Raw genomic sequence first — 15,287 nt, forward strand, 5'->3', positions numbered from 1 at the left:
CGGTGGCCGTGCTGTCCCGGGGGACCCCCGTGTCGGTGCGGAACCGCGCGCTGGCCGGCGTCGCGGCCGGCCTCGGCGTCCTCGCCGGGCTCGGCGCGGGGGTGCTCGCCGGGTTCGCGCCCCAGGTGCGGGTGGACGCGGCGGTCAGCGACGCGCTCTACGTGGGCGACGGCCGCCCGGCCGCGCTCGGGGCGCTGCTGGAGGTGCTCACCACGCCGGGGGTCACCTGGTTCCGCGTGCTGGTGTCCCTCCCGGTGCTGTTCTGGCTCGGCGCCCGGCGGGCCTACCGGACGGCGGCGTGGCTGACCGCGGCCGTGGTGGGCGTGGCGCCGCTGACCGAGCTGCTCAAGGAGGCGGTGGGCCGGGTGCGGCCGGCGTTCGAGGGCGGCGGCCTGCACTACGAGGGGCTGAGCTGGCCCAGCGGCCACTCCGCGGGCATCGCGACGCTGGTCACCGCGGCGCTCGTGCTGGCCTGGCCGCGGCTGGGTTCCCGCGGGCGGCGGGCCGCGACGGCCGCCGGGGCGGCGCTCGTGCTCCTGGTCGGGCTGACCCGGGTGTGGCTCGGGGTGCACTTCCCCTCCGACGTCCTCGGCGGCTGGTCGCTGGGCGTCGTGTGGACCCTCCTCGCGGCCCTGGCGTTCGGCGCGCTGCCGGGCGGGCCGGCCGCCCTGCCGCCCCGGGGGCCGGCGTGACGGGGCTGCGCTCGGCCGTGCTGGCCGAGCCCGACGACGGCTCCCTCGGGCCGCTGCTGCGGGTGGCCGACGACGTCCTGGCGCCGGGCGCCGGATACGGCCGGCACGCCCACCGGGCGGTGGACGTGGTGGCGGTGGTGCTGGCCGGTGCGGTCCGGCACGCGTGGGGCGAGCGCGCCGAGGTCGGGGCGGGGGACGTCGCGGTGCTGCGCGCGGGCACCGGCCTGGAGCACGACGAGGTCGCGGGGGACGCCGGTGCCCGCGTCCTGCAGACCTACCTGCGCAGCGCCGACCCCGCCGCCGCGCCGGCGCACCGGGTCCACCGCGCCGCCCGGGGGTGGGTGGACCTCGGCCGGCCCGACGCGCGGCTGTGGGTGGCCGTGCTCGCCCCGGGTGAGCGGGTGGCGGTGCCCGCCGGGCTGCTGGTGCTGGCGCGGGTGCGGGGCACCACCCTGGCCCGGCAGGACGGCGGGCCGGTCGAGGGGCCGGCCACGGCGCTGGTGTGGGCGCTCGACACCGGCCGCCCGGAGTGGGCCCGGGGCTGACGGCAGGGGCCGGGGCCGGGTCCGTGGTGCTCCCGGGCGGGGCCGGCGGCGCTCGTGTGAGAGTGGCGGCATGCCGACGCCCGTCCCGGACCTGCTCGCCGCCGCCCGCGCCGACGCCGACCGCACCGTCGACCTGCGCCGCAGGCTGCACCGGCACCCCGAGGTGGGCCTGCACCTGCCGCGCACGCTCGAGACGGTCCTGGGCGAGCTGGCCGAGCTGCCGGTCGAGGTGACCACCGGGCGCAGCACCACGTCGGCGGTCGCCGTCCTGCGCGGTGCCCGGCCCGGCCCGAGCTACCTGCTGCGCGCCGACATGGACGGGCTGCCGGTGCACGAGGACACCGGGCTGCCGTTCGCCTCGGAGGTCCCCGGCGCGATGCACGCCTGCGGTCACGACCTGCACACCGCGATGCTGATCGGGGCGGCGCGGCTGCTCGCCGAGCGGCGCGACGAGCTCGCCGGCCAGGTCGTGCTCATGCTGCAGCCGGGGGAGGAGGGCTTCCACGGCGCCCGCTACATGCTCGAGGAGGGGGTGCTCGACGCCGTCCCCGGGGCGCCGGTGGCGGGCGCCTTCGCGCTGCACGTGTTCACCTCGCTGCCCAGCGGCACGGTGAGCGTGCGGCCCGGGCCGATGATGGCCGCGGCCGACCACTGGTCGGTGACCGTCCGCGGCCGCGGGGGGCACGCCTCGATGCCGCACTGCGCCGCCGACCCGGTGCCGGTCGCGGCGGAGATCGTGCTCGCCCTGCAGGCCATGGTGACCCGGCGGGTGGACGTGTTCGACCCCGCCGTGGTGACCGTCGCCCAGCTGACCGCCGGCTCCACCGACAACGTCATCCCGGACTCCGCGTTCCTGCAGGGCACCATCCGCTCGCTGTCCCCCCAGCGGCGCGCCGACACGGTGGCCTCGGTGCGCCGGGTGGCCACCCACGTGGCCGCCGCGCACGACCTCGAGGTGGAGTTCGACCACCAGGAGGGCTACCCGGTGACGGTCAACGACCCGGGCGCCGCGGACCGGGTGCGGACGGCGGCGGCCGCCCTGCTGGGCGCCGACCGGAGCGTGCCGACGCCCGACCCGCTCATGGGTGCCGAGGACTTCTCCTACGTGCTGCAGCGGGTGCCCGGCGCGATGGCGTTCCTCGGCGCCTGCCCGCCCGGCGACGAGCCCGGGACCGCCGCCGGCAACCACTCCAACCTGGTGGTCTTCGACGAGGAGGTGCTGCCGGTCGGGGCGGCCCTGTACGCGGCCATGGCGTGCGACGCCCTCGCGGGCGGCTGACCGCCGGCCGCGTCAGGCCGAGGCCCGCCGCACCAGCCGGGTGGCGCAGACCCGCGCCGCCACCTGCTCGTCGCCCTCGATGCGGCGCCGGAGCAGCTCGACCATGAGCCGGCACATCTCGTCCAGCGGCTGGGCGACGGTGGTCAGGGGCGGGTCGGCGGTGGCCGCCACCGGTGCGTCGTCGAAGCCGACGACCGCCACGTCGCCGGGCACGGAGCGCCCGGCCCGGCGCAGCGCGCGCAGGGCACCGACGGCCATCGGGTCGGAGGCCACGAAGACGGCGTCGAGGTCGGGCGCCCGGGCCAGCAGCTCGGCCATCGCCCGGTTGCCGCCGGCCTCGGTGAAGTCGCCCTCGGCGACCAGGAGCGGGTCGACCGGCCGGCCCGCCCCGGCGAGGGCGGTGCGGTAGCCGGCGAGCCGGTCGATGCCGGCGATCATGTCGCCGGGCCCGGTCACCGTGGCGATCCGGCGCCGCCCCCCGGCGAGCAGCAGCTCGGTGGCCGCCGTGGCGCCGCCGACGTTGTCGGCGTCGACGTAGCAGACCTCGCGGCCGTCCAGCGGCCGGCCGGAGAGGACGAGCGGCACGCCCGCCGCGGCGAGGGTGCCCGGCAGCGGGTCGTCGCGGTGCAGCGACATGAGGATCACGCCGTCGACGTGGCCCTGGCGGGCGTAGCGGCCGACCTTCTCCTGCTCCCGCTCGCCGCGGGCGGTGAGCAGCACGAGGTTGAGCTCCGTGTCGGCCAGCGCGGCCGACAGCTCCCGGACGGTGCGGGCGAAGAACGGGTCGCTGAACACCTGCGTGTCGGACTCCGACAGGACCAGGGCGATCGTGTCGGTCCGCCGGGTGACCAGGCTGCGGGCGGCGCGGTTGGGGACGTAGCGCAGCTGCTCGATCGCCGCGAGGACCGCCGTGCGCGCCTCGGGGCTGACCCGCGGGGAGTCGTTGACCACGCGGGACACGGTGGCGCGGGAGACCCCGGCCAGCCCGGCGACCTCCTCGAGCGTGGGCGAGGGGCCACGGCCGTGGACGGCTGTCATGCACCCCTCCTCGGACGTCGTGGAGCCCCATTCTGCACGCGCGCCAGAGGCCGCGGACGCATCCCGCGGGAGGGCCGGTGACCGTTCGCAGGCGTGCACGGCGGCGCGGTCGCCATGGGCCGGGCCATCGTGCGCAGCCCGCAGGTCCTCCTCGTGGACGAGCCGCCGTCCGACCCCGCCGACGGGCTGCCCGTGGAGGTCTCCGCCGTCGAGCAGCTCGGCGCGGACGCCTCCCTGTACGCTGCCCTCGCCGGGCAGGGCCGTGAGCTGCAGCACACCGCCGACGTCGTCCGCACCGGGCCCGCCGGGCGGCCGCCCCGAGGACGACGGTCGGGCTCCGCGCCCGCCCCGGGTGCCTGCACGCGTTCGACCCGGGCACCGGTCCGCGGGTCGGCTGACTGCGGGCCCCCGCCGTCCGCAGCCGCGACGGGCCCCAACGGGGGCGCCGCCCACGCACCCCCCGACGACCACGCAGCCCGGACGACCCCGCACCACGGACCACGACGCACCACGGACCACGACGCACCACGGACCACGACGCACCACGGACCACGGACCACGAGGAGCACGTCAGCCATGACCGTCACCGTCGCGCCCGAGGAGGCCCTCGGCGGCCGGGCCTTCCCGCCCGGCTTCGTCTTCGGCGCGGCCACCGCCGCCTACCAGATCGAGGGGTCGGTCGACGCCGACGGCCGCGGGCCCTCCATCTGGGACACCTTCAGCCACACCCCGGGGCGCACCGTCCGCGGCGACACCGGGGACGTGGCCACCGACCACTACCGCCGCTACCGCGAGGACGTCGCGCTGATGGCCGACCTCGGCCTGTCGGCGTACCGGTTCTCGGTGGCCTGGCCGCGCGTGCTGCCCACCGGCGCCGGGCGGGTCGAGCAGCGCGGCCTGGACTTCTACCGGCGCCTGGTCGACGAGCTGCTCGCCGCCGGCGTCGAGCCGTGGCTGACCCTCTACCACTGGGACCTGCCGCAGGGGCTGCAGGACCGCGGCGGCTGGGCCGACCGGGACACCGCCGAGCGGTTCGCCGACTACGCGGCGGTGGTCGTCGAGGCCCTCGGTGACCGCGTGCAGCACTGGTCCACGCTCAACGAGCCGATGTGCAGCGCGCTGCTCGGGCACCGGTCGGGGCAGCACGCCCCCGGGCTGCAGGACCCGGTCGCCGCGTCGCGCGCCGTCCACCACCTGCTGCTCGGGCACGGCCTGGCGGCCGGCCGGCTGCGCGCGGCCGGGGTCGGGTCGCTGGGCATCACCCTGAACTTCACCCCGACGCACCCGGCCACCGACGCCCCGGCCGACCGAGAGGCCGCCCGGCTCCTGGACGGCCAGCAGAACCGGGTCTTCCTCGACGCCGTCGTCCGCGGCGCCTACCCGGAGGACGTCGTCGCCGACCTCGCCGCCGCCGGTGCCCCGCTGCCCGTGCGGGGCGGCGACCTCGAGGTGATCGCCGCCCCGCTGGACTGGCTCGGCGTCAACTACTACTTCGAGCAGACGGTGCGCGCCGGCACCCGGCCGCCGGAGAAGGGGGAGACCTCCTTCATCGGCGGCGAGGGGGTCGTCGAGCTCGACCCCGAGGGGCCGACGACGACCATGGGCTGGGGGATCAGCCCGGGGGCCTTCACCCGGCTGCTGCAGTGGCTGGGGGAGCGCGCCCCGGACCTGCCGCTGGTGGTCACCGAGAACGGGTCCGCCTGGCCGGACGAGGTGGACGGCGAGGGGCACGTGCACGACCCCGAGCGGGTCGACTTCCTGGTCCGCCACCTCGCGGCCGTGGTCGACGCGATCGACGCCGGCGTCGACGTGCGCGGCTACTTCGCCTGGTCGCTCATGGACAACTTCGAGTGGGCCCGCGGCTACGCCCAGCGCTTCGGCCTGGTGCACGTGGACTACCCGACCCAGCGCCGCACGGTGAAGGACAGCGGGCACGCCTACGCCGCGATCCTCCGGCAGCACCGCGGGCGCGGCTGAGCTGCGGTCCGGAGTGGGTCCGTCGGCGTCACGCCGACGGACCCACTCCGCACCGCACCAGCGCGGCCACGTCGGCGGCGCAGCCCCAGGAGAGGGTGACCCCCGCGCCGCCGTGCCCGTAGCAGGCGACCACCGGGCGGCCCCCGGTGTCGACCCGCTCGAGGCGGACGGCCGGCCGGCCCGGCCGCAGGCCCACGGCCCGGGAGAGCACGGGGGCGTCCCGCAGCGCCGGCACCAGCGCCCGGGCCCGGGCCAGGACGGCGGCCTCGACCTCCGGGTCGGGCTCGGTGCCCGTGGCCCCCTCGACCGCGGTGCCGCCGCACACGACGTCCGACCCGCGGGGGACGACGTAGGTCAGCCCGTCGGGGTGGTCCTCGTCGAGCAGCCACTCGGGGAGCCCGGGGTCGGCCACCCGCACCACCTGGCCCTGGATGGGCACCCCGCTGCCGTCGCCGAGCAGGGGACCGGAGGCCAGCCCCGCGGCGACGACGACGGCGTCCCCGGCCACGTCGTCGAGCCGGTCGACCCGACCCTGCTCGACCCGCACCCCGGCGGCGCGGCAGGTGGCGAGCAGCCACGGCAGGTAGCGGCCCATGGCCACGACCGGCAGCGTGCAGCGCGTACCCGCCGGTGCTCCCGGCGGCAGCTCGGCCGCGGTGGCCGGCCGGCGTCCCGGCACGGCGTCCCACCGGCCGTCGGGCCCGCCCCCGCGGTGGACGACGGTGCCCGGGCGCAGGGTGACGCCGGTGCCCTCCTGCCCGGCCAGGCCCGTGAGCACCCCCAGCGACACCGCGGCCCAGCGCTGCACGGCCTCGGCCGGGAACGCCCGGTAGGGCGACCAGATGGCCGCCGCGACCGCCGAGGTGGTCCGCTCGGGCGGGTCGGCGGCCAGCACCCGCACCCGGTGCCCGGCCCGGGCCAGCTCCAGGGCGCAGGTCAGCCCGACCACCCCGCCCCCGACCACGGTCACCGCGCGGTGACCGCCGCCGGCGGCCGGCCCTCTCCCGAGGTGGCCCCCCTGCAGGGGCCCGCGCCGAGCCTGCGAGGCGTGGGGAGCAGAGGGGTCCTCTTTCACGCTCCCGGCTGCTGCTCGGGGTCGGTGGTGGTGTCCTCGGGCGCGGCCTGCACGTCGCGCACCGAGTACTTCTCGACCGCCTGGCGGACCAGGTCGCGGTCCACCTCCCCGCGCTGGGCGAGCGAGGCCAGCACGCGGACGACGACCGACTCGGCGTCGACGTGGAAGTGCCGCCGCAGCGCCGGCCGGGTGTCGGACAGGCCGAACCCGTCGGTGCCCAGGGTGGCCATGCCGCCCGGGACGTAGGGCGCGATGAGGTCGGGCACCGACTTCATCCAGTCCGACACCGCCACCACCGGGCCGGCCGCGTCGCCCAGGCGCTGGGTGACGTAGGGGACCTGCGGCTCCTCCTCCGGGTGCAGGAGGTTGTGCTCCTCGGCCTGGTCGGCCTGCCGGCGCAGCTCGCTCCACGACGTCACCGACCACACGTCGGCCGACACGCCCCAGTCGTCGGCCAGCAGCTCCTGCGCGCGCAGCGCCCACGGCACGGCGACGCCGGAGGCCAGCACCTGCGCCTTCGCGCCGTCCCCGGACCCCGGTCGGTAGAGGTACATGCCGGCCAGCAGGCCCTGCACGTCGAGGTCCTCCGGCTCGGCCGGCTGGTGGAACGGCTCGTTGTAGACCGTCAGGTAGTACATGACGTCGGGGGAGCGGGACCCGCCGAGCGGGGCGCCGGGGTCCTCCCCGTACATGCGGCGCAGCGCGTCCCCGGTGATGTGCCCGACCTCGAAGGCGAACGCCGGGTCGTAGGAGACGACCGCCGGGTTGGTGTGCGCCAGCAGCAGCGAGTGGCCGTCCTCGTGCTGCAGGCCCTCGCCGTTGAGCGTCGTCCGCCCGGCGGTGGCGCCGAGCAGGAAGCCGCGGGTCATCTGGTCGGCGGCGGCCCAGAACGCGTCGCCGGTCCGCTGGAACCCGAACATCGAGTAGAAGATGTAGATCGGGATCATCGCCTCGCCGTGCGTGGCGTAGGAGCTCCCGACGGCGGTGAACGACGCCGCGGACCCGGCCTCGTTGATGCCCTCGTGCAGGATCTGGCCCTGCTCGGACTCCTTGTAGGCCAGCATCAGCTCGCGGTCGACCGAGGTGTAGCGCTGGCCCTGCGGCGAGTAGATCTTCTGCGTCGGGAACAGGGAATCCATCCCGAAGGTGCGGGCCTCGTCCGGGATGATCGGCACGAACCGCGGGCCGAGCTCCTTGTCCTTGAGGAGTTCCTTGAGCAGCCGGACGAACGCCATCGTGGTGGCGACCTCCTGCTTGCCCGAGCCCCGGCGCAGGACGTCGAAGGCCCTGTCCTCGGGTGCCTTGAGCGCCTTGAACTCCGTCCGCCGCCGCGGGACCGCCCCGCCCAGGGCCCGGCGCCGCTCGAGCATGTACTGCATCTCGTCGGAGCCGGGGTCGGGCTTGTAGTAGGGCGGCAGCGTCTTGTCCAGCGCCTCGTCGGGGATGTCGAGGTAGAGCCGGTCGCGGAAGGCGGCGAGGTCCTCGGCGGTCAGCTTCTTCATCTGGTGGGTGGAGTTGCGGCCCTCGAAGTGGCTGCCCAGGGTCCAGCCCTTGATCGTCTTGGCGAGGATGACCGTGGGCTGGCCCTTGTGCTCGACCGCGGCCTTGAACGCCGCGTAGACCTTGCGGTAGTCGTGCCCGCCCCGGGAGAGGTTCCAGACCTCCTGGTCGCTCATCTTCTCGACCAGCCGGCGGGTGCGCGGGTCGCGGCCGAAGAAGTGCTCGCGGACGAAGGCGCCGTCCTCGGCCTTGTAGGTCTGGTAGTCGCCGTCCGGCGTGTCGTTCATCAGGTTGACCAGCGCGCCGTCGCGGTCGGCGGCCAGCAACGGGTCCCACTCCCGGCCCCAGATCACCTTGACGACGTTCCAGCCGGCGCCGCGGAAGAACGACTCGAGCTCCTGGATGACCTTGCCGTTGCCGCGCACCGGGCCGTCGAGCCGCTGCAGGTTGCAGTTGACGACGAAGGTGAGGTTGTCCAGCTCCTCGCGGGCGGCGAGGTGGATGGCGCCGAGGGACTCGGGCTCGTCCATCTCGCCGTCGCCGAGGAAGGCCCAGACGTGCTGGTCGGAGGTGTCCTTGATGCCGCGGGAGTGCAGGTAGCGGTTGAACCGCGCCTGGTAGATCGCGCTGATCGGGCCCAGGCCCATCGAGACGGTCGGGAACTCCCAGAACTCGGGCATCAGCCGCGGGTGCGGGTAGGAGGGGACAGCCCGCCGCCGGGGTGGCTGACCTCCTGCCGGAAGCCGTCGAGCTGCGCCTCGGTGAGCCGGCCCTCGAGGAAGGCGCGGGCGTAGATGCCGGGAGAGGCGTGCCCCTGGAACCAGATCTGGTCGCCGCCGCCGGGGTGGTCCTTGCCGCGGAAGAAGTGGTTGAAGCCCACCTCGTACAGCGACGCGGAGCTCGCGTAGGAGGAGATGTGGCCGCCGACGGCGATGCCCGGGCGCTGCGCCCGGTGCACCATGATCGCGGCGTTCCAGCGGATGTAGGCGCGGATCCGCCGCTCCACGTGCTCGTCGCCGGGGAACCAGGGTTCGCGCTCCGGCGGGATCGTGTTGATGTAGTCGGTGCTGCGCAGCGCCGGGACGCCGACCTGCTGCTCCCGGCTGCGCTGCAGCATGCGGAGCATGAGGTACCGGGCCCGGCCGCGCCCGGCGTGGTCGACGACCGCGTCGAGCGACTCCAGCCACTCCTGGGTCTCGTCGGGGTCGGTGTCGACCAGTTGGCTGGGGAGCCCGTCGGTGATGACCGCGCGGGTGGTACCTGCATCGCGGGCGGGGTCGCCGCCCGACTGCTGCGGTGCGCTCATGGCCCCATCGTCCCCCGCCGGTCATCCCGGCGTCACCCCACGCCCACGTGTCGGGACGGCGGCGTCCCGGGCGACCTGCCTTCGAGCGCTTGCACCTGACCAGGCATGCCCTACGCTTCCGCCCAAGCCGGGCCGCGGGAGCGGGCCGGCGCGCCGCCGGTCGGAGTCGCCGGGCGCGGCACGGACGAGAGGGGTGGCATGGCCAGGCTGCGGGGACCTCGCCCGCCGGTCGTGTCCGGGCCCCTCGCCCCCACCCACCCCCGGAGCCGGCTGCGCCGCGCCCGGGCCGCAGACGGACCCACGGAGGACGAGCAGGGATGAGCGTCGACTCGGGCAGCGCCGGCATGGCGGCCCGGCTGGGCATCAAGCCGGGCATGGTCGTGCAGGAGCTCGGCTGGGACGAGGACGCCGACGAGGACCTGCGCGACTCGATCGTCGAGGTCTCCGGCAGCGAGATGGTCGACGAGGACACCGACGAGGTGGCCGACGTGGTCCTGCTCTGGTGGCGGGAGGACGACGGCGACCTGTTCGACGCGCTGACCGACGCGCTCACCTCGCTCGCCGACGAGGGCGTCGTGTGGCTGCTGGTGCCCAAGTCCGGGCGCCCGGGCCACGTCGAGCCCAGCGACGTCACCGAGGTGGCGCCCACCGCCGGGCTGTCCCAGACCAGCAGCGTCTCCGCGGCCAAGGACTGGTCGGGCATCCGGCTGGTCACCCCGAAGGCCGCCCGCTCCCGGCGCTGAACGCCCACCCGGCGTCCGGACCCGGGGACGGGTGGGCCACGATCAGGCCATGACCCTCTCCGTCGGCGACGCCGCGCCCGAGTTCAGCCTCCCCGACCAGGACCGCCAGGCGATCTCCCTGGCCGACCTGCGCGGGACCCCGGTCCTGCTGGTCTTCTACCCCTTCGCGTTCTCCGGCATCTGCACCGGCGAGCTGTGCCAGCTGCGCGACGAGCTGGCGACCTACACCGACGCCGGTGTGCGGGTGCTGGCGATCAGCACCGACCCGGTGTTCGCCCTCAAGGCGTGGCGCGAGCAGCAGGGCTTCGACTTCCCGCTGCTGTCGGACTTCTGGCCGCACGGCACCGTCGCGCAGGCCTACGGCGTCTTCAACGAGAAGGCCGGCATGGCGGTGCGCGGCACGTTCCTGGTCGACGCCGAGGGCCGGATCGCCTTCGCCGAGGTCAACGGCCCCGGTGACGCCCGCGAGCAGAGCGGCTGGAAGGACGCCGTCGCGCAGCTCGCCGCCTGAGCGGGCACCGCAGCGGAGTGCCCCGTGCGAGTCCTCCTCGCACGGGGCACTCCGCTCCCGCCCGGGGGGCGGGGGAGCCCTCGCCTACGCTGGGCGCGCGGGGCGCGTAGCTCAGCGGGAGAGCTCTCGCCTTACAAGCGAGCGGTCGCAGGTTCGATCCCTGCCGCGCCCACCCCTGCCGGCGTCCGGTCCGCCCCGGTCAGGCGGCGGCGGCCCGGCGGGCGGGCGGTGGGACGTCGGGCCTCGGGAACGCGGGGCGCAGCCAGAGCGGCGCGCGGAACGGCCGCCAGGTGCCCTCGGGCTGGGCCAGCCGGTCGGCCACCGCGTACAGCGCCGCCGGGTGGTGGCCCAGGCCCAGGTGGCTGGCCGTGACGGCGATGTTCTCGCAGCGCTCGCCGGGGGTGTTCAGGCAGGTCGACCAGTGCACGATGCCGTCGAGGTGGCTGTAGACCGAGGTGGCCGGCACCGGCAGCGGGCAGCCGTCGGGCTCGACGGGCAGCGAGCGGCGCTCGGCGTGCAGGTGCGCGAAGCGGTCGAAGGCCCGGGAGGCCCGGCTCTGGCTGTGCCGGGTCATGCCGAACGGGCTGCCGAGGGTGATCACCTGGCGGACGGCGTCGGGCGTGCGGCGGGCCAGGTCGCGGGCGTAGATGCCGCCCAGGCTCCAACCCACCAGCGAGATCGGCCGGCCGTAGCGGTCGGCGAGGTCGTCGACGCGGGCCTGCATGCCCTCGACGCAGGCCGCGGTCGGGCCGATGTTGCGGCCCAGCCGCCAGCCGTGCACGCGGTAGCCCAGCCGGCGCAGCACCGAGCGCAGCGCGTGGGTCGACCCGTCGTCGGCCAGCAGGCCCGGCAGGACGAGCACCGGGTGCCCGTCGCCCGCGGGGAGGCGGGGGACGAGGGGGCGGGCCGCCAGGTACAGGCCGAAGTCCGCAACCGCCCGTGTCGGCTCGCTCAGGTAGAGCGGGAGTGCCGGCCCGTCACCGAGATCCATGTCGTCCTCCTCGTCCGGCCGGCGGCCGTCGGGCCGCCGGGTACCCACGGGGGTGCCTGCTCGACACCCCGTCGACTCCTCTCGTCATCTATCGGCAATGTGAGTGTGATCCGGGACACGCCACCGTGGCGTCGTCGCGCGCGTCCCACCTGCCCCGTGGCACCGTGCCCTGCGTGGCGGACAGGACGACGCACGGGGACGGCGGCACGCGCGGGATCAGCGGCACGGTGGACCTGGGTGGTCCGGTGCACCACGTCGACTACGGCGGCCGCGAGGACGGGCCGGTCGTCGTCCTCGTGCACGGGCTCGGCGGCTCGCACCTCAACTGGGACCTGCTGGCCCCGCTGCTGACCCCGTACGCCCGCGTGCACGCCCTCGACCTGCCCGGGTTCGGCCTCAGCGAGCCCGGGCGCCGGCTGACCGGGGTGCGGGACAACGTGGCCGTCCTGGACCGGTTCGTGCGGGAGGTCGCCGGGGCGCCGGCCGTGCTGGTCGGCAACTCGATGGGCGGCATGATCTCGGTGCTCGAGGCGGCGCGCTCGCCGGCGAAGGTCAGCGGGCTGGTGCTCGTCGACCCGGCGCTGCCCGGGCCGCGCGGCCGCCCGGACCCGCGGGTGGCCGCGAACTTCGCCCTCTACGCGGTCCCGGGGGTGGGGGAGCGGCGGATCGCGCAGCGGCGGGCGCAGCTGGGTGCGCGCGGCACCGTCCTGGAGACGATGCGGCTGTGCGGGGTCGACCCGGACCGGCTGCCGCCCGAGCTCGTCGACCGCTCGGTGGCGCTGGTGGACCAGCGGCAGGACGTCAGCGGCATGGACCGCGCATTCCTCACCGCCACCCGGTCGCTGCTGCTCCTGCTGGCCGACCCGCGGCTGCTGCGCCGGGCGCTGGCGGGCGTCGACGTCCCCGTGCTCCTGCTGCACGGCGACCGGGACCGGCTCGTGCCGGTCTCCGTCGCCCGCGACCTGGCCCGCCGGTACCCCGCGTGGCGCTACGAGGAGCTGCCCGGCGTCGGGCACGTGCCGCAGCTGGAGGTCCCGGAGCGGGTCGCGGAGCTGATCCTGGACTGGCTGCCGGCGATCCGGCGCTGAGCGGTCCTCAGCCCTCCGGGCGCACGGTGGCCCGCAGCGCCTCCAGCCCGCTGTAGCGGGGCCGCCAGCCGAGCTGCTCGCGGGCCTTGCCGGTGTCCATGACGACGGGGGCGCCGACCGCCTCCACCCACTCGGCGGCCGGGGGCAGGAACGGCAGCCGCGCGGCCGCGCGCGCCGCGAGCTGCACCGGGCCGGCCGGCACCGGCAGCGGCAGGGCGCCGAACTCGCGGGCGACGTCGGCGCCGGTGAGCACGCCGTCCCCGGCGACGTTGTAGGCCCCGGGCGGGCCGGCGCCCAGGGCGCAGAGCAGCAGCGCCTGCCCGACGTCGTCCTCGTGCACGAACTGCAGCGGGAGGTCCGGGGCCAGCACCGGCAGGGGCAGCGGCAGCCGCCGGGGACGGCCCAGCAGCCGGCGGCCCAGCGGTGCCAGCGGGCCGGGCAGCACGTCCTTGGCGCCGACCGCGTGCGGGCCGAGCACCACGGGGGGCCGCAGCAGGTAGAGGTCCAGGCCGGGGGCGGCGGCCGACTCCGCCTCCAGCAGGTGCTCGAGCTCGGCCTTCTCCCGGGCGTAGAACAGCCGGTCGGCCGGCCGCACCGGCCAGTCCTCCCGGATCGGCCGCGGGTTGTCGCGGTGGAAGCCGTAGGCGGCGACGGAGGAGGCGTGGACGAAGCGCCGGGCGCCGGCGTCCGCGGCGGCCCGGAAGGTCGCCAGCGTGCCGTCGACGTTGACCGCCCGGACGGTGGCGCGCGGCGCGTTCCCGGTGATGAGGAAGGCCAGGTGGACGACGACGTCGGCGCCCTCCAGCGCCGCCCGCAGCGCCGCGGGGTCGCGGACGTCGCCGCGCCGGTACTCCATCTTCGTCCAGCCCCGCGCCGCCGGGTCGAACGGCCGGCGGGCGATCCCGACGACGCGGGCGACGCGGTCGTCGGCCTGCAGCAGGGGCACCAGGCCCTCGCCGAAGGTCCCGGTCGGCCCGGTGACGGCGACGGTCAGCGCTTCTTCGGCAGCCACCGGCACCGGCTACCCGGGCGCCCGGCCGGCCAACCGGCTAGGTCCCGGCCGCCTGCTTCCCGGACCGGGCCGCGGCCAGCAGCTCGTCGACCCCTCGGCGGATGCCGGAGGACAGCACGTCGACGTCGGGGAAGGCGTCGAAGTCGGCGTTCACCCCGAACGTCACCGACTCCAGGTAGGAGAAGATCCCGATCGACACGCGGGTGCCCCCGGCGATCGGCACGTAGGCGTGCGCCGAGCGCATCCGCCGGCCGAGGAAGTACAGCGGCACGCGGGGCCCGGGCACGTTCGTGGTCACCGCCTGGCACCACATCTGCCCGGCCGCCATCGCCGCCCGCACCCCGAGGGAGAGCAGCGTGGGCGCGACGAAGTCGCCCATCGCGATGATCGAGCGGGCGTCGACGGCCTTGAGCAGCCGCTTGTGCGCGTCCATCTGCTCGCGGATGGCCGCCAGCCGGGCCAGCGGGTCGCGCTCGCCCACCGGCAGGTCCACGAAGACGGCGGTCACCCGGTTGTCCAGGTTGTTGCGCTCGTCGGCCTGCCGCACCGACACCGGGACCATCGAGCGGACCACCAGCCCGTCCCGCAGCGACCCGCGCCGCTCGAGCAGGTCGCGGAAGCCGCGGGTGATCGCGGCTAGCACCACGTCGTTGAAGCTCCCGCCCAGCGCGGCCCGGGCGGCCTTGAACTCCGCGAGCTCGGCGTCGGCCCAGGACCACCGGCGGTGCGGGCCGATCGGGCCGTTGAGCGAGCGCGCGACCGGCGTGGTCGCCTGCCGCGCCAGCGCGGGCACCCCGCCGGCGACCGACCGGCCGGTGGTCAGCGCGCCGCGGGCGGTGCGGGCCAGGTCGCGGGCGCCGGGCACGCGGGTGAGCTGCCGCAGCGGGTGGGTGACGGTGTCGGTCACCGCGCCCGCGACCACCTCGGCCGACGACGGGCTGCGCTGCGGCGTCCAGTCCTGCGGCTCGGGGTGGGAGACGTCGGGGGAGAGGTCGAACATGACCTGCATCAGGTCGGTGCCGGCGATGCCGTCGACCATGCAGTGGTGGACCTTGGAGATCAGCGCCCAGCGGTCGTCCTCCAGCCCTTCCACCAGCCACAGCTCCCACAGCGGCTTGGCGAGGTCCAGCCGCTGGCCCAGCACGCGGCCGGCGAGGTTGCGCAGCTGCTCCTCGCCGCCCGGGCCGGGCACGGCGGTGTGCCGCACGTGGTAGAGGATTTGGAAGTGCGGGTCGTCGACCCACAGCGGCCGGCCCAGCCCCAGCGGGACGGTGCGCACCCGCTGCCGGTAGCGGGGCACCAGCGGCAGCTTGGCCAGCAGCAGGCGGACGACGTCCCCGTAGGACGGCGCCGGGCCCTCGAACACCGCCACCGAACCCACGTGCAGCGGGGTGTTCTCGCTCTCGGCGAAGTAGAAGCCGGCGTCGGTCGGGCTCATGCGGTCCACGGTCGGTCCCTCGCTCCTCGTCGTGGGTGGGGTGGGCCCGGGTCGTCCTGACCCCGGCGAGGGCCCTACCCGACCACGTGGCA

14 protein-coding genes and 1 tRNA gene are annotated in these 15,287 nt (G+C 76.2%); 8 read left to right on the plus strand and 7 right to left on the minus strand.

Features of this window, described 5'->3' with window-relative positions; all coding sequences use genetic code 11:
- Positions 1 to 2: 2 nt before the first annotated feature.
- From D0Z06_RS08415 to D0Z06_RS08425, 3 genes are all read left to right on the plus strand, one after another.
- Entirely contained in the window at positions 3 to 692 is a 690-nt protein-coding gene (locus D0Z06_RS08415) for a phosphatase PAP2 family protein (protein ID WP_233517535.1), read from the plus strand.
- Positions 689 to 1,237: a pirin family protein gene (locus D0Z06_RS26900; protein ID WP_117376908.1), complete on the plus strand. Its 549-nt coding sequence runs from the start codon at positions 689 to 691 to the stop codon at positions 1,235 to 1,237. The genes D0Z06_RS08415 and D0Z06_RS26900 overlap by 4 nt, the downstream gene beginning before the upstream one ends.
- 70 nt (positions 1,238 to 1,307) lie before the next feature.
- Positions 1,308 to 2,516, plus strand: a complete 1,209-nt coding sequence (locus D0Z06_RS08425) for a M20 metallopeptidase family protein (protein WP_117376909.1) — start codon at positions 1,308 to 1,310, stop codon at positions 2,514 to 2,516.
- A 12-nt stretch (positions 2,517 to 2,528) separates the two neighbouring features.
- Here D0Z06_RS08425 and D0Z06_RS08430 read toward each other — a convergent pair whose 3' ends face one another.
- Complete coding sequence (locus tag D0Z06_RS08430) at positions 2,529 to 3,554, minus strand: LacI family DNA-binding transcriptional regulator (RefSeq protein WP_117376910.1); 1,026 nt, start codon at positions 3,552 to 3,554, stop codon at positions 2,529 to 2,531.
- Positions 3,555 to 4,130: 576 nt separating this feature from the next.
- Between D0Z06_RS08430 and D0Z06_RS08435 the strand changes: the two genes are divergently transcribed.
- On the plus strand, positions 4,131 to 5,531 hold the full coding sequence (locus D0Z06_RS08435; protein WP_117376957.1) for a GH1 family beta-glucosidase: 1,401 nt from the start codon (positions 4,131 to 4,133) through the stop codon (positions 5,529 to 5,531).
- Between the two features lie 28 nt (positions 5,532 to 5,559).
- Here the strand turns inward: D0Z06_RS08435 and D0Z06_RS08440 are convergent, their stop codons facing one another.
- The 3 genes from D0Z06_RS08440 to D0Z06_RS27085 form a co-directional block, all read right to left on the minus strand.
- Complete coding sequence (locus D0Z06_RS08440) at positions 5,560 to 6,501, minus strand: FAD-dependent oxidoreductase (protein ID WP_117376911.1); 942 nt, start codon at positions 6,499 to 6,501, stop codon at positions 5,560 to 5,562.
- 101 nt (positions 6,502 to 6,602) lie between these two features.
- Positions 6,603 to 8,786, minus strand: coding sequence for a pyruvate dehydrogenase (acetyl-transferring), homodimeric type (gene aceE, locus D0Z06_RS08445; RefSeq protein ID WP_370453299.1), 2,184 nt, complete (start codon positions 8,784 to 8,786; stop codon positions 6,603 to 6,605).
- Positions 8,786 to 9,412 (minus strand): hypothetical protein, encoded by a 627-nt coding sequence (locus D0Z06_RS27085; RefSeq protein ID WP_370453300.1) that lies wholly within the window; start codon positions 9,410 to 9,412, stop codon positions 8,786 to 8,788. The genes aceE and D0Z06_RS27085 overlap by 1 nt, the downstream gene beginning before the upstream one ends.
- A 317-nt stretch (positions 9,413 to 9,729) precedes the next feature.
- Here D0Z06_RS27085 and D0Z06_RS08450 point away from each other — a divergent pair, with 317 nt between their 5' ends.
- The 3 genes from D0Z06_RS08450 to D0Z06_RS08460 all read left to right on the plus strand — a co-directional run bounded on the left by D0Z06_RS08450 (position 9,730) and on the right by D0Z06_RS08460 (position 10,838).
- Positions 9,730 to 10,155, plus strand: a complete 426-nt coding sequence (locus D0Z06_RS08450; RefSeq protein WP_117376912.1) for a DUF3052 domain-containing protein — start codon at positions 9,730 to 9,732, stop codon at positions 10,153 to 10,155.
- A 49-nt stretch (positions 10,156 to 10,204) separates the two neighbouring features.
- Entirely contained in the window at positions 10,205 to 10,666 is a 462-nt protein-coding gene (locus D0Z06_RS08455; protein WP_117376913.1) for a peroxiredoxin, read from the plus strand.
- Between the two features lie 100 nt (positions 10,667 to 10,766).
- Positions 10,767 to 10,838, plus strand: a tRNA-Val gene (locus D0Z06_RS08460).
- Positions 10,839 to 10,865: 27 nt separating this feature from the next.
- On the opposite strand, the gene D0Z06_RS08465 is transcribed toward D0Z06_RS08460, so the two are convergent.
- Positions 10,866 to 11,657, minus strand: coding sequence for a lipase family alpha/beta hydrolase (locus tag D0Z06_RS08465; protein ID WP_117376958.1), 792 nt, complete (start codon positions 11,655 to 11,657; stop codon positions 10,866 to 10,868).
- A 173-nt stretch (positions 11,658 to 11,830) separates the two neighbouring features.
- Here D0Z06_RS08465 and D0Z06_RS08470 point away from each other — a divergent pair, with 173 nt between their 5' ends.
- Positions 11,831 to 12,745 carry an alpha/beta fold hydrolase gene (locus D0Z06_RS08470; protein ID WP_233517536.1) on the plus strand — a complete coding sequence of 305 codons (915 nt, stop codon included), beginning with the start codon at positions 11,831 to 11,833 and terminating at the stop codon, positions 12,743 to 12,745.
- A 7-nt stretch (positions 12,746 to 12,752) separates the two neighbouring features.
- Here D0Z06_RS08470 and D0Z06_RS08475 read toward each other — a convergent pair whose 3' ends face one another.
- Positions 12,753 to 13,757 (minus strand): NAD-dependent epimerase/dehydratase family protein, encoded by a 1,005-nt coding sequence (locus tag D0Z06_RS08475; protein ID WP_117376914.1) that lies wholly within the window; start codon positions 13,755 to 13,757, stop codon positions 12,753 to 12,755.
- Positions 13,758 to 13,794: 37 nt separating this feature from the next.
- Positions 13,795 to 15,195 carry a WS/DGAT/MGAT family O-acyltransferase gene (locus D0Z06_RS08480; RefSeq protein WP_233517537.1) on the minus strand — a complete coding sequence of 467 codons (1,401 nt, stop codon included), beginning with the start codon at positions 15,193 to 15,195 and terminating at the stop codon, positions 13,795 to 13,797.
- Between the last annotated feature and the right edge of the window lie 92 nt (positions 15,196 to 15,287).

Origin of the sequence: Geodermatophilus marinus, from assembly GCF_003428645.1 — a bacterium.
Taxonomy (GTDB): domain Bacteria; phylum Actinomycetota; class Actinomycetes; order Mycobacteriales; family Geodermatophilaceae; genus Geodermatophilus.